This is a genomic window from Zooshikella harenae (assembly GCF_018837975.1).
GTDB lineage: Bacteria > Pseudomonadota > Gammaproteobacteria > Pseudomonadales > Zooshikellaceae > Zooshikella > Zooshikella harenae.
The window spans coordinates 1-15311 of sequence record NZ_JAGSOY010000091.1 but is presented as its reverse complement, the minus strand read 5'-3'; the positions used below and the strand labels follow the sequence as shown (position 1 = coordinate 15311).

At 40.1% G+C, this 15311-nt stretch carries 14 protein-coding genes and 1 pseudogene; 1 reads left to right on the top strand and 14 read right to left on the bottom strand.

All coding sequences use genetic code 11. The annotated features are described in order from the left end of the window. Nucleotides 1-40: 40 nt before the first annotated feature. Nucleotides 41-372: pseudogene (locus tag KCG35_RS21365) on the top strand (hypothetical protein). Between the two features lie 47 nt (nt 373-419). Here KCG35_RS21365 and KCG35_RS21360 read toward each other — a convergent pair. The 14 genes from KCG35_RS21360 to KCG35_RS21295 form a co-directional block, all read right to left on the bottom strand. Then, entirely contained in the window at nt 420-1406 is a 987-nt protein-coding gene (locus tag KCG35_RS21360; protein ID WP_215821896.1) for an LPP20 family lipoprotein, read from the bottom strand. Nucleotides 1407-1454: 48 nt separating this feature from the next. Continuing rightward, nucleotides 1455-2762, bottom strand: coding sequence for a COG3014 family protein (locus tag KCG35_RS21355; protein ID WP_215821895.1), 1308 nt, complete (start codon nt 2760-2762; stop codon nt 1455-1457). Nucleotides 2763-2885: 123 nt separating this feature from the next. Beyond that, nucleotides 2886-3488, bottom strand: a complete 603-nt coding sequence (locus tag KCG35_RS21350) for a penicillin-binding protein activator LpoB (protein WP_309227478.1) — start codon at nt 3486-3488, stop codon at nt 2886-2888. Beyond that, on the bottom strand, nt 3488-4039 hold the full coding sequence (locus tag KCG35_RS21345) for an LPP20 family lipoprotein (RefSeq protein WP_215821894.1): 552 nt from the start codon (nt 4037-4039) through the stop codon (nt 3488-3490). The genes KCG35_RS21350 and KCG35_RS21345 overlap by 1 nt, the downstream gene beginning before the upstream one ends. A gap of 323 nt (nt 4040-4362) precedes the next feature. Further along, nucleotides 4363-4914: a GNAT family N-acetyltransferase gene (locus KCG35_RS21340; RefSeq protein WP_215821893.1), complete on the bottom strand. Its 552-nt coding sequence runs from the start codon at nt 4912-4914 to the stop codon at nt 4363-4365. 67 nt (nt 4915-4981) lie between these two features. Then, entirely contained in the window at nt 4982-5230 is a 249-nt protein-coding gene (locus tag KCG35_RS21335; RefSeq protein ID WP_215821892.1) for a PAAR domain-containing protein, read from the bottom strand. A 64-nt stretch (nt 5231-5294) separates the two neighbouring features. Further along, nucleotides 5295-5882, bottom strand: coding sequence for a hypothetical protein (locus tag KCG35_RS21330; protein WP_215821891.1), 588 nt, complete (start codon nt 5880-5882; stop codon nt 5295-5297). 82 nt (nt 5883-5964) lie between these two features. Then, nucleotides 5965-7518 (bottom strand): bifunctional GNAT family N-acetyltransferase/carbon-nitrogen hydrolase family protein, encoded by a 1554-nt coding sequence (locus KCG35_RS21325; protein WP_215821890.1) that lies wholly within the window; start codon nt 7516-7518, stop codon nt 5965-5967. Between the two features lie 290 nt (nt 7519-7808). Beyond that, nucleotides 7809-9341, bottom strand: coding sequence for a histidine ammonia-lyase (gene hutH, locus KCG35_RS21320; RefSeq protein WP_215821889.1), 1533 nt, complete (start codon nt 9339-9341; stop codon nt 7809-7811). 153 nt (nt 9342-9494) lie between these two features. Next, the gene (gene hutU, locus KCG35_RS21315; RefSeq protein WP_215821888.1) at nt 9495-11162 is read right to left on the bottom strand and encodes a urocanate hydratase; all 1668 of its coding nucleotides are present in this window, start codon (nt 11160-11162) and stop codon (nt 9495-9497) included. 60 nt (nt 11163-11222) lie between these two features. Then, nucleotides 11223-12293: a formimidoylglutamase gene (hutG, locus tag KCG35_RS21310; RefSeq protein ID WP_215821887.1), complete on the bottom strand. Its 1071-nt coding sequence runs from the start codon at nt 12291-12293 to the stop codon at nt 11223-11225. 75 nt (nt 12294-12368) lie between these two features. Further along, the gene (gene hutI / locus KCG35_RS21305; protein WP_215821886.1) at nt 12369-13607 is read right to left on the bottom strand and encodes an imidazolonepropionase; all 1239 of its coding nucleotides are present in this window, start codon (nt 13605-13607) and stop codon (nt 12369-12371) included. Between the two features lie 402 nt (nt 13608-14009). Further along, nucleotides 14010-14663, bottom strand: coding sequence for a hypothetical protein (locus KCG35_RS21300; RefSeq protein ID WP_215821885.1), 654 nt, complete (start codon nt 14661-14663; stop codon nt 14010-14012). A gap of 388 nt (nt 14664-15051) precedes the next feature. Further along, nucleotides 15052-15311: HD domain-containing protein (locus KCG35_RS21295; protein WP_215821884.1), on the bottom strand; the 260-nt coding region annotated here is incomplete at its 5' end.

Below are 15311 nucleotides of genomic sequence, written 5' to 3'. Positions count from 1 at the left end.
CGTCTATCCTGAAACACAAATACAACTGTGTATCGTCCATATGGTACGTAACGCAGTGAAATATGTGCCTTGGAAAGACTATAAGGCGGTCACCAGTGGCCTTAAGCGGATATACCAATCAGCCACAGAAGAAGAGGCTCTTCGAGCATTAGAGCGATTTATACGACGAATGCGATTGAGTCACTCAACAGTGTCATTCGAAAAGCGATTAAAAAGCGTAAATTGTTTCCAACGGATGATGCGGCAAGAAAAGTTATTTTCTTAGCGATTCAGGATGCATCAAAAAAGTGGACAATGCCGATTCGAAATTGGAAAGCGGCGTTAAATCGATTTATGATTGAGTTTGAAGATCGACTTAGACCCTATATTTAAAACTGGGCGGATACACAGAAATATTTACAGGGTCAAATAAATTAATGTTAAGATTCTGTTGTTAACATCGAGTAAAAATAAGCAGGTAGTTCTTTCACTAAATGATCACTCAAACGCTGCTCAATCAAATTCTCCTCTTGCGAAGAAACTTTAAAAGGCCAACGCTTTTTCGCTAAACTCGTTTCTCCATGATAAATAACCAGCTCAGCTGAACCTCTTAGCCAAAACCAACCTTGCCTATAAGAAACGGGAGCCCTATCAATATTCAACTTTATTTTATAGTCTGTATGATTTGTAATAGGAATACCGACCCCACTAATAACCGATGCTAATAAATCAAAGTCTTTTTTCCTATCAGCATCAATGGAAAATTGTAGTGTGGAAAGCCCCTGTTCTATCTGTTGTTTAATGGTTTCCGCACTGATCTTGCTTGTGATACCTCTCCCCATTAAAACACTTAACCGAGTATTTTCAATATCTCTCTTTATTTGAAACTGTCTGGCTTTCTCCAATGAAGCTAACGCCACTATAGGGTTTTTAGCCTGTTTCTGCGCATACAGTATTGCATCATTTGTATTACGATCAGCAGCCAGGATTGACTTTCTAAGCCTTCTGGCAAGAGGTGATTTTTTTAGTACGGCCAAGCTATAATAACGCCCATCTTTTGACTTGTATCGCTCAACAACACGGACACCTTCAAGTACCTGTTTTGTTTGTGTATTAACTTGCCTCATAAATTTTTGTTCATTGAGAAAGCGCTTTTCACTCTCACTTCCATCTAAACTGGCTTGCGAAAAGTCAGATGAGACATCAGCAACACTCACTTCAAAAAATTTTCCTAAATTCGCTAATGCTCTATCATCTGCTACATGCTGTGTATCTGCCTCGCCCACGGCAATCACAAACTGTTTTTCAGGATAGGCTTTTGGTTGTATGGTAATCCAATCAGGTTGTCTAGGTTGACTTACACAACCAGAGACAATAACTATATAGATAGAAATCGTAAATAAGCGAAAAATATCAGTTATTTTCACGATTAGAAGCCTTAAATAATTTATTTTTAGTCAAAAAACTTGTGTTTACTACATGTAGTGGCTATAAACTCGATTAGTTACTCCAGGCACAAAAAGAAGTACTTTTTGTCCTGCTTTAATATCTAACATAAACTCGTCCAGTTTTTCCCCTCTCACCATTGATTTACCAACTGGTTGATCAATGGTCGCTCCTTTTACTTCACTCAAAAACAATAGTGGATTCCAATAATTATTTTTTACTTTTGCAACCTGCCTCTTTGTTTGATTAGGAAACAACTGATAACGTCCAGGTGCTAATTTAACCCTAGCGACCTGTATTGAAGAAGGCAGCATATTCCAACTTCTCACATCAGCAGCCTCTGTTAATACTGAGGCTAAATTCAGTAGCATGGACAGTCCTTCAGCATTTTGCCCCTGGCTCACCTTTATCGCTAAATGCTTTGCTACCATACGCGCTAATACGGTTGAATAAATGACCTTTTTCTGAGCATCAAGATCTTCTCGTACAATTTTTTCTACATTTTCAATTGGTTCTGTTTTAAAAACATTATCGCCAGTGGTAAATACCAATGGCATTATTGGCTTACTTTTATCGGGGTAATAAGGTAATGCTAACGTCACATTATGCTCTAGTTTTGGAACATACACAGTGATAAAGTTTTGTTTTTTAGCACTGACCACACCATCCCAAAATATAACAGTCAGTTCACCTTTTTTGTGATCAGCTCGGGCTGTCTTTCTCCCAAATAAAATAACATATTTTTTATATTCATTCTTTAAGCCCAATAAATAACTACACCGTAACAGGCTATTCTGCAATACATCAGGAATTTCCATGTCTCTTTTTTTCATAAAACGAGCTGCATTACGATAACTAATCATTGCATTATCAACTTCATTATGCAGTTCATAAACCAATCCAGCCAAGTATTCCATACTAGCCAAACGACCTGTTAACTCACTTTTTCCTGAAAACTTTTTAGCTTTTACTTGAGCTTGAAGAACTTCAACGCGCGCCTCATCCAACTGTCCTTTAAGTAAATAATTAGTTAACAGAATCTGATGTATGAGCATTTGTTCGCCAGGCGTAGCGACATAACTTTTTAGCGTATCATTGACTGCCACAGCACCAATATTTTCACTAATGCTAGTAGCTTCTACTTGCTGAATAACACTCTTTGCTTCTTGTAAGTCTTTAATGGAGCCTTCGAAATCACCTGACAAACTTTTCAGAATACCAAAATTAAGAAGGAACTGTACTCGGTCGCGCTCAGGAAACGCTATATTTTCTAAATCAGTTAACACTTGTTCTGGGGGGCTGCTTTCCAAATCCGACGCAAGAGCATTTACTCTCATTGATGTTATCGAACATCCCTGTAATAACACGCATAACAATACCCCTAAAAGTAAGGGGTATTTGTATTTTATGATTCTCATCAGCAAACTTTCGAGGTATCTGTTAGTGTATGAGTGTATGGTTTAATAACGAAACTTACTATTTTCAACAAACTTTTTAATTTTTTTCTGTCCCAACCATACCTTTCGATTATCAGCCATACTCACCAGTGTCAGATCCACTTGATAATACCGAACCTGTTTATTGTCATTTACATCAATAATGGTATTAATCTGCCCTTGCAACATAAAGTCAGCGCCACGTTCCTGACCAGCCGCATTGCGTGTATCCTCACTTGCATGTAAATCCTGATCCATACGTTCTTCACGAACTTCATTACGATCATTTCGAGAAGCCACAAACTCTACATGCCCTGAATTAACCAACTCACGCTCTAACTCAGCAACAAATGTTCGTACATTAATATGTTCATGACTTAAGTTACGCACACTCCCAACAATCACCGCTGGCGTTTTACCTCTGCGTGCTGAAAAATTACTCAACCAAGGTCTATTGAGTGCATCACCAATCATTTCTCTAGCAACAAGCTGTGAATCAGTATCATTCCAAGCACCACTAAGATCTATAGATTCGTCAGCCCCCATTCGCGTAACTTTTGTCACATTACACGCAGTTAACAGAAACCCTACCAAACCAGTGGTTAATAACTTCATTACTTGTTTCACTACCTATTTCCTTTCATAAAGCGATCAAAATTCAGATTTGCATTATTGATAAAGCGTCTTTTAAAGCGCTCACTTAATTTTTCTGCACGTTTAATCGACTTTTCCAACTTATCCAGATCTAACTGGGCTATTGCATAGATATCCTGTGTATTTTGATCTCGCCAGTGACCAATAATTTTGGCGCCCGTTAAAGCAAGCTGCGTTTGTGCATTTATTTCACGCTCAATGTTCGTATCAACATCCTCACCATCGCTACCTTGATAATCGGTATGTAATGTATCCATCGATACTGATAGGACTTTAGCAATTTCAGCTCTGGCACGGTTTTCAGCTGTTGATTTTTGCAATGAAAAATCACCAATATTTGGCGCCATACCTACGCCATAAATAAAACGACCGTCTTTATTTGATACGGCTTGTGTTCCTTCATTGACCCATTCAGGCGCCCCGTCAATGCCTAAGTCGCTTTTGACTCTTATTTCACTGGAACAGCCTACCAAAAGTACTGCACTCAGTAACCATAAACTGATAAAGAAAAATGGCTTTTTCATTGCCCACCTAATCCTGGAGAAATTGATTAATTATTCCTTAAACCACCAGAAAGCAGCTTATTGCAAAGTGAATATAAAACGCAGTGGTCATTTCACCTACAGCGGTAGTTATATTAGAGAATGGATTATAACCATGAACCAGGCATGGGCAAGAGATTTGAACAAGATTTTTTTATAGCAATGTGGCTGTACATGATCAAAAATCAACCGATCATAATGCAACACTTCAATAATCAACTGGTTATACAACACATACTTATACTTTAGTTAATTCTTATTTTAAGCATAATTAAATTATTAAACTTCAAAATAAAACTACCCTTTCAGAAGTTAATCGCATAGAGCCTCATGCTTCTCCGACATGAATTTTCTACACTATCATCATTATTGACTTCATTGCTCTTAAAACGTTCATCCAGTATTCCAATATACTCCAAACCAAGTTTACTCAGTAAACGAATACACGAAATATTGTCAAATGTTGTGATCGCAACAACTCGCTTTAAGTTTAGTGTTTGTTTGGCATAATCAAGCACTGCATGTGCTGACTCATAAGCATAACCAAATCCGCAGTAGTCTGGTAAAAATCCATACCCTATATCAATATCATCCAAGTTATCTCTTTTAATTAATCCACATATGCCTAATGGGATCTGTTCATTTTTTAACTCAACAAGATACAGCCCTACCCCTTTCTGAGTATACATCTTAATGGGTCCATCAATAAGATATTTTTTTGCTTCTTCAACGGATTTAATATTCTTATCACCTACAAACTCTATAAATGGCTCTGAATTATATAGTTTAAAAATAAAAACTGAATCATCTATCGTTAAATACCGAATTATTAATCTTTCCGTTTCCGCAACTACCATTTATCCCTCAATACATTTTTAATATTTTTTAAATGCCATATCTACAACAATATTCGTAGATATCTTATTAAGCTGTGACAATTTTCGAACTTCCTGGACCAATTATAATACTCCCATTACTTACCTGGCTACCCACAATCGCAACAGGACGACCATCCACTAACACAGATGAGCTACCAGAAACAATCGAACTACCATCACTTAATTTATCACCCACTCTAGCCACAGGTAATCCTTGGTCTTTCATAAATGCACTTCCTTCAATGATTGTATTACCTTGACTGTCTTTATCTCCCACTCTAGCGACTTTGAGCATGTCACCACCACTTTTTTCAAAAGTTTTAGTTTTGCTCCCTTTTAACTCACATCACTCCATACTATTATTCCTGTGACCTTAAATTTTTTAGAATAGTTAATCCTTCTTTGAAAATTTCTCCTTCTATTTCATTAGAAAGATAAGTCACAGCTCCAAAAATAGATTTTCCAATCACAAGAGCGCAGTTGGTCACATGCCTAAACTCACCTGGCGTAGGCTGTTTACCCACCCATGTTTTATCGGTAAATGACGCATATGCTCCCTTTATTGTATTACTCTGCATTTTATGTACTGTTATATTTTCCTCTACTGAATTTGGTAAATGTTGTTGAGCACCTTTTTTAACAGCCGATACAATCTTTTCATCACTGATATTAAGTAATGAGCCATCTTTTGTTCCAATTAACGATACAATAATTACATAATCTCCATTAATAATTTTAATATTCTTAGCAGGCCTTTCAGATGGCAATATCGTTCGTATTAATCGCCACCCCTTAGGTAAAGTTATAATGACAGAGCGACTCTTATCAATTGATATTTCCCTCTCAACTGAAAGCGCTGTCTTTGCATAGAAAGTAATAATTAGAAATAGAAAAAAGACTAATCGACCACCAAATTTAACATTATACAATGATCCTATGCTTTGCATTTTCAGAGCACCTATTACTACTATTGACTAAAACAAAGCATAGTCTAACTATCTCAATTATTACCAAAACACACCCATTTTTTTAATCACCTAACCAGTCGATTCGATATAGATCGCGCCGTCGATCCAAAAAGTTACGGACTGAACCTTCATTCTGTAATATCTGTAATTTTTTAAGATCGACATCCACAATGAGTGTCATCTCAGTATTCGGTGTTGTTTCTGCCATAATGGCATCATGAGGAAAAGCAAAGTCAGATGGCGAAAATACAGCGGTATGACCGTATTGAATATCAACACTGTCGACTTTAGGTAAATTACCAATACTTCCTGCAATCGCAACATAGCATTCATTTTCGATAGCACGTGCTTGTGCACATCGACGCACACGAAGGTAACCATTTTTAGTATCAGTCCAAAATGGCACAAGCAATATTTGCATATCTTGATCAGCGAGCAAACGCGCTAACTCCGGAAACTCGACATCATAACAAATTAAAACGCCGACTCGACCAAAGTCAGTGTCAAATAAGTGAAGGTCATTGCCTCCCTGCATTATCCAATCTTTCTTTTCATGAGGAGTTGGATGTAATTTATATTGTGCTTCATAGGTTCCATCTCGTTTACACATGTAAGCAACATTATATAATTCATCATCTTCAATTAATGGCATGGACCCCGCAATAACATTGATATTATAACTTACGGCCAATTTCGACATTTCTTCCCTGATTTGATCAGTAAATTCCGCTAGAAACCTAACGGCTTCGACTGAATTTTGATGGTGTTGCAAACCCATTAATGGTGCATGAAAAAATTCAGGAAACAAGGCCACATCGCAGCGATAGTCTGACAATGCATCAATAAAGTATTCTACCTGCTGCAGTAAATCTTCAACACTATGCAACTCTCGCATTTGCCACTGCACACAACCTATCCGTGCTGTATTTTTTTTAGCGCCAAATAATTTCCGACGTCGTGGATTATAATAAATATTAAACCACTCAAGGAGTGTCGCAAAACCTTTCGAATCTTCATCTTCAGGTAAATAATCAGTAAGAACTCTTTTTACTTCAAAATCATTCGATAATTGAAATGTTAAAATGGGATCATATATTTCTTTGCGTTTCACTGCTTCAATATATTCTTGTGGTGATAAATTTTTACCATGTTGTTTATAATGAGGAATTCGTCCACCTGCAATAATGGCTCGAAGATTTAAACTACGACAAAGCTCTTTCCTTGCTTCGTACAATCTCCGACCTAAGCGCATGTCCCGATACTCTGGATCAACAAATACATCGACACCATAAAGCACATCACCGTTGGGATCATGGGTTGTTAAATAAGCATTGCCTGTAATTTCATCATAGGTGTGCTCATCGCCAAACTGGTCATAATCTACGATAACTGAAAAAGCGGCGGCAATAACAACACCATTATCATCAATGCATATTTGACCTTCAGGAAACGTTTTTAGCATTGTTTTATATTTAGATTGTGGCCACCCCCCACCCATTTGAGGATACACACGATCCATAATATTCTTAATATCAACGTAATCGTCTAACTTTAAATTTCTAAGTTGTAATCGGTGATCAATATTTTCATCACCATTACTTGTTGAGTTACCCATGCCAAACCTCTGTAATTCTATTACTTATTATTGCTAATATTTGAAAATTTATTTGATATTAAGTAAGTATAGTGACATTTAGGCTAAAGTAGACTTATCCCTTTACAAATCACATGTTTAATGTTTGCCATTGCTATTCTTGTGTAACTGCCCCTAAAAAACCTTTGCTGTGGATATATGCCCACAGCAAAGGTTATATTAATAAAAAGGAGGCATTAAGACCTCCTTGTAATAATTTTTTATTAAAATAACAAAATTTTTCTACTAACTTATAGAGCACCTTATTTTAATTATATCTTTATCTGACTAGGTAATAACGGCTGTGTAAGCAATGGGTATAATTCACTCTGCTGAATCAGTTGGCAGGCTGCTTCTATATCAGGAGAAAAGTATCTATCTTCTTCATAAAATTTCACTTTTTCTCGCAGTATATTGTATGCCTGCTGTAATGGCTCAGAAGTCAGTAATGGCTTTCTAAAGTCCAGCCCCTGTGCAACCCCCAACCACTCAATAGCAATAATACCTGCCGTATTAGCGGCCATTGTTTTCAACCTGCGTGCGGCATATGTTGCCATTGAAACATGATCTTCCTGGTTGGCAGATGTGGGTAGACTATCAACACTTGAAGGATGTGCCAGGCTCTTGTTCTCACTGGCTAAAGCTGCTGCAGTCACTTGAGCAATCATAAATCCAGAGTTCACACCACTATTAGCAACTAAGAAAGGCGGCAACTGACTCATATGCTTATCTACCAGCAAAGCAATACGACGTTCAGATAAAGCACCCACCTCGGCAATCGCCAATGCTAAATTATCAGCAGCCATGGCAATAGGTTCTGCATGAAAATTACCGCCAGAAACAATATCGTCTGCAAAAACCAAAGGGTTATCAGAGACAGCATTGGCTTCAGTAATAATGATGTCAGCCGCGTGGCGCATCTGCTGTAAACATGCGCCCATCACTTGAGGCTGGCAGCGTAATGAGTAAGGATCCTGCACACGATCACAATTAACATGAGAGGCTTCTATTTGGCTTTTATCCAATAAAACCCTAAACATTGAAGCCACATCAATTTGTGCCTGATGCCCCCTCACTTGATGTATTTCTGCCATAAACGGTTTACGACTACCCAAGGTTGCATCGACACAGCTTGCACCAGTAACCATTGCTGCCGCAAAAACATCTTCTGCTGCAAACAATCCTACTAATGCAAGTGCCGTTGAAGCTTGCGTGCCATTCAATAACGCTAAACCCTCTTTAGGGGCGAGCGTAAGCGGTTCCATATTGATTTGTTTTAATGCAACCATCGCAGGCATTCGCTCGCCCTTATAAAAAGCTTCACCCTCACCAATCAACACGGCAGCCATATGTGCTAAAGGCGCCAAATCACCGGATGCACCAACTGATCCTTGAGCAGGGATTAATGGGTACACTTCCGAATTTAATAGGTTACAAAGTGCCTGAATAACCTCAGGACGAACGCCCGAAAACCCCCGTGCCAAACTGTTAATTTTCAGCAATAACATCAATCGGACGACAGACTCATCCAGTGGATCTCCGATCCCCGCCGCATGAGATAACACCAAACAACGCTGCAATTTTTCCAATTCATCATCTGCAATACGCGTACTTGCTAATACACCGAATCCAGTATTCACACCGTAAACAGTCCGTCCTTGAGCCAGCACTTGAGCAATCACCTCAGCACTGGCTGACACAGCAGACCATGCCTGATCATCTAAGGAAACCTGACAAGGGCTTTGCCATACCTGCCTAAGTTGAGCCAAGGTTAATTGGCCGGGTTGCAACTTCATATGATCCATACTCGCTTTCTCCGGTCCTTTTCTAATAGGTCGTGGCAATTTATTTGGATTTACCCAGTTATTATTAAAAACTGCACGACCTTTTCAGTATTGTTTTAGAATGCTTAATTAATATCCCCACAGCAAAGGGTATATAAGCATTTACATTATTTTTTATACATCCAGCATCGGTAAATCCAACTGTTGCTCTCGGGCACAATTAACGGCAATGTCATAACCCGCATCAGCATGACGCATGACACCTGTTGCAGGATCATTATGTAATACACGTTGTAAACGGCGATCAGCATCCTCTGAACCATCACACACAATGACAAATCCGGCATGTTGACTAAATCCCATACCAACCCCACCACCATGGTGAATACTTACCCAAGTTGCACCACCGGCTGTATTTAACATGGCATTTAATAAAGGCCAGTCGGATACTGCATCAGAGCCATCCATCATGCCTTCAGTTTCTCTGTTTGGACTGGCGACAGAGCCAGAATCCAGATGATCACGACCAATAACAATGGGAGCACTCAGCTCACCACGGCGAACCATTTCATTAAATGCCAAACCGAGTCTGGCCCGATCTTTTAACCCAACCCAACAAATACGTGCAGGTAAACCCTGAAATTGGATACGCTCTCGAGCCATGTCTAACCAGTTGTGTAAATGAGGGTTATCAGGAATAAGCGCTTTGACTTTAGCATCTGTTTTATAAATGTCTTCCGGATCACCAGAGAGCACAGCCCAGCGGAAAGGCCCTATGCCTTCACAAAACAAGGGCCTGATATAAGCAGGCACAAAACCAGGAAAATCAAAGGCATTAGTAACGCCTTCCTCTAGCGCCATTTGCCGAATATTGTTGCCATAATCAAAGGTTTTGGCACCACGGCTTTGTAATGTCAGCATGGCCTGAACCTGTTCCGCCATCGATGCTTTAGCCGCTTTAACTACTGCCTGTGGATCACGCTCGCGCATCTCGTCTGCATGGGCCAGAGACCAGCCTTTTGGCAGGTAACCATTCAACGGATCATGGGCACTGGTTTGATCCGTTACTAAGTCAGGCAGTACATTGCGTTCGACCAATGCAGGAAAGACCTCTGCCGCATTCCCCAAAAGCCCCACGGATACAGCCTTACCCTGACTACAATGCTGTTCGATCAGCGCCAAGGCTTCATCCAAACTGTATACTTTATGGTCCAAATAGCGGGTTTCCAGGCGTTTATCGATTCGGCTTTCATCGCATTCCACTGCCAGACAGCTCGCCCCTGACATTGTGGCTGCTAGCGGCTGTGCGCCACCCATCCCCCCCAGACCTGCGGTAAGAATCCAACGACCCGATAAGTCCCCCTGAAAGTGCTGTTTGCCCGCAGCGACAAAGGTTTCATAAGTACCCTGAACGATGCCTTGAGAGCCAATGTAAATCCATGAACCCGCTGTCATCTGGCCATACATCATTAACCCTTGCTTATCGAGGGCATTAAAATGATCCCAATTTGCCCAATGTGGCACCAGGTTTGAGTTGGCAATCAATACACGCGGGGCATCAGTATGGGTTTTAAAGACACCAACTGGTTTGCCCGATTGCACTAACAAGGTTTCGTCATCTTCCAACCGCTGTAACACTTCAACTATTTTGTCATAGCAAGGCCAATCCCGGGCGGCACGGCCAATTCCGCCATACACCACCAACTCCTGGGGCTTCTCTGCCACTTCGGGGTCTAAATTATTCATCAACATGCGTAATGGCGCTTCTGTGAGCCAGCTTTTAGCATGTAATTCAGTTCCTCGATAGGCACGAATCTCACGACTTGGATCATGACGCTTCATAGTAACGCTCCTCGCTTGCATCCTAATTATTTAGATTTCTTATGAGCAACTTCTAGATTTTCATTGCAGTAAATTAGCGACCAGTCGAGCTGCCACTCTGGTGCTTATTTGGTCTCGATCATAGGTAGGATTTAACTCTGCAATATCTGCCAGCATCAGCTTATGGCTATAGTGCTGACGCAGATGGCTGATAATGTGCTCAACCACCCAGGGATGAACCCCCATAGCAGCGGGTGCACTTACCCCAGGGACGAGTGCTGCCGGGAACACATCCATATCAATCGTCAGGTATAACCAGTCGATCTCTGCCATAAAGGCATCAAGCCAGCTGATCGTTTCAGGAAGTAGACTCTCAGAAACCTGAGTATCAAACCGGTACTGGACCTGCCACTCGTCAGCTCGCTGGAATAATGCCTGTGTATTACTCCAGCGACTAATGCCCAAACAACCATAGTGAAAAGGCCATTTATGTTCTTCACACCACTGAGCCACTTGATAAAAAGGAGTGCCTGATGAAGGTCCACTCGCACCAGGTTTTCTAATGTCAAAATGCGGGTCTAAATTAAGAATGCCAATTCGAGGTAGTTGTGGCTGACATAATGCCCACTGAGCCAAGCCCAAAAAGCTGCCAAAGCCCACTTCATGACCTCCCCCAAGCACCATAGGTCTGGCCCCCGCCTGAAAAATCCCTGTAATTACGTCTGCCAGAGTTTGTTGAGATTTAGCTAGATCCGCTTTGAGTGAAGGATCCTCTTCAGCACAAACTACATCACCACCATCCCAAATCGCGGCTTCAGTCAATGTCCGAGTACCCGCTTGTAATGCTTGATCCTGATGTTTCACTACCCCATGGTGCTCGATGATGTCGTCATGCCAAGGTAAGTTAGCGAGCGCTTTGCGAATAGCCTCTGGTCCACCAGCTGCACCAACACGCCCTTGATTACGACGCACGCCTTCCTCACAGACAAAGCCTAATAACACCTTACCTTGAGCAGGCCAGTCAGGTTTGGATAAACATTGCACTTGTTGATGCCAACGATAACCTGCAGCACCTTCCTCAGTATCTTCTCGTCCTTGCCAAATGGTTACTGGCGTAGGCTTCCAGCACTTCAGCTCTATTTTTGATTCCATGTTCCCCTCTACTTAATCTTTTCGGCCGTTAAAAGGCATAACTGGGGCATTGTCATTTATCTTTACCCATAGTTTTTAGGCCGACACAACCTGCCCACCTAAAATACGAGAACGTAATGGATGAGTACCCACCATATAGGCAAGCTCTGCTGGATGATCTATACCCCAACAACAAAAATCTGCTTTCATTCCTGCTTTTATCATGCCGCACTCATCAGCGATCCCTAATGCTTGAGCTGCATGGCGCGTAACTCCGGCCAATGCTTCAGCGGGTGTTAATCGAAACAAAGTACACGCCATGTTTAGCATGAGCTGTAAAGACGCTAATGGAGAGGTTCCAGGGTTAAAATCTGATGCAAGGGCTATGGGCACTCGATATTTACGTAAAAGCTCGATAGGGGGTAACTGCTTTTCATGCAAGAAATAAAAAGCACCAGGTAATAAGATGGCGACTGTTCCTGCAGCGTGCATGGCTTTTACACCTTTCTCATCCAGGTATTCAAGATGATCTGCTGACAATGCCCCCAGCGCAGCAGCCATAGCAGCACCTTGCTGATTGGAGAGTTGTTCCGCATGGATTTTTACCGATAAACCAAACTGCTCAGCTGTTGATAAAACACGCTGACTTTGTGCTTTGGAAAATCCAACGGTTTCACAAAAAACATCGACAGCATCCACTAAACCTTGATTAACGGCTGCAGGAATTATGGTATTACACACAAAATCAATGTAGCCATCTGCATCGTGCTGATATTCGGGTGGGAGTGCGTGTGCTGCCAATAAAGTGGTCTTAACACGTATAGGAAGTTCCTTTGCTAACTGGCGTGCAACCCGAAGTTGTTTCAACTCATCAGCCAGGGTCAGGCCATAGCCGGATTTAATTTCTATGGTCGTAACCCCTTCTTGCAGCCAAGACTGTAACCGCTGCTTAGCAAGCCCATAAAGCTTTGCCTCACATAGCTCACGGGTTGCTTTTACTGTCGCCTGAATGCCACCACCTTGTTTTGCAATGGTTTGATAATCAACGCCTTGCAAACGCTGCTCAAACTCGTTAGCTCGATTCCCCGCAAATACTAGGTGTGTATGAGGATCTATAAGTCCTGGGGTAATCCATTGACGATGTAAATCTGTACTGGGAATAGATGAGCTTAACTCAGACACCTCAGGCATAGGCACAAGAGCATGGATAAGACCATCCTTAGTGCCCAAGGCATAGTTTTCAAGATACCCATATTCTTTATCAACAGCTGGGTCCATGCTGGCAATACGTGCATTGAGCCAAATGTGATCACATTCCCTCAGGTCATTATGCATAGCCTGTTACTCGCTCAGGATGAAGTGGTTTTACTTATATTTATAGAGCACTTGTTATATTAATGGTGTCATTTATTGTATATACAATTAAAAGTAAGCGGCGCAAATGTCAACCTTTAAAGCAAAATTTGTATATACATTTATCATTTCATTACAAAGGAGTGAAATAAGTTACTCGGCTACGCAAAGTCAGCCCAATACCTGCTGAACACGCCGTAAATCCATCCCTGGAGGCTCGACTGCCGCATCCATGCGGCAAACGGTTCTGCAGCCATTAGCCTGATTTTGCTAAAGCAGCACCTATTAGAAAATGTTATAGACTTTGAAAAAATGCAAGAACAGCCCTAGGAATCCATTTAGAGCCAAGGGAATTTTAGAGGGGGCAAAATAAGAACTAAAGAATTATTCTTGAATAGATATATCACTTCCAATATTTGAGATATAAAAACCTGGCGTTGTATCCATGCTGCCTTTCGTTTTAGGTACCTGGCCTAAAGCAAACATATAAATATCACCACCATATGCTCTAAAGTATACTTCCTTAAACATTGAGCTACCCTGTTTACAGAGCAACTGTTTTTTTTGCTCTTCACATTGAACAAAAGTTTGCCTCCTCTTATGTTTTAAAATAAATCTGTCTAAATCATAACTCAGTGTATTATTCTTACTGTTTTGCAAGTACATAAACCTTTTCACCTGTTGATCTGCACTTTTATCCCCTGCAACAAATTGAAAAGCAGAAAAATACCTCTCCCCCTCTTTGACATCAAAATAAATTAGCGCATAAATATTATGATATTCTAGCGCTTTATTGAACTGCATATTGCCTGCATGAATTTCACTAACATAGTGACCCGATTGAGTTATTCTGGGCATATCTCCATACTTGAAACTTTTTAGCTTAGAGCACAAGTATTCTATCTGCCTCGTACATTTACTTAAAACAATTGTATTAATATAAAAATCAATTTTTTGTTCATCAGATATTTCTTCTGAAGCAGTTATATTATGAACTGTGATAACCAACAATAAAGTTAGTAAATAGTATTTATTCATATGCCCCAATCAAAAACCATCAAAATTCATGAATACACAACCAATAATTTAGCTTAAAATATAATCATCATTACCATTTTTATACACTAAACTCACAACTAATAAGAGCATAGCAATTTTTGAAAAGATATGAGCAATAACATTGCAAACATACTTAAATAAATATCTGCTGCATTTCGAAACACATAAATTTTAAGCCAAGAATGGCTTCACGACATGCTTGAATAGATTCATGCAGAATTTGGACAAACAACTTTAACAAAAATACAGTTAATATTTATTCCCCCAAAGCAAAATATCCCCTGTGAGACTAAAGCACTAAAAAAATCCTCACATTTACTCTATAAGGCACTTTTTGTAAAAAAAATAGCTTTAAAATTATATTATTTTATACATTTTTCAACCATCCTTCTTTAACTGCATATTCAATCTTAGTTTTCATCAAGTTTCCTATTTCAGGAAAATAGTTAAAAATCACTTCATTTCGCTTATAAACCATACTTTTTGTAACGTTTCCCTCAGTCCATATTTTACCATTTGTCTTCAAATTTAGTAAAAATGGTAAAAGGTGATCACATAACTTAACTAATTTTGACTCAAGTGTATTTTGCTTTTCATACTCCAGCCACAGTTCAAACATTTCATTAG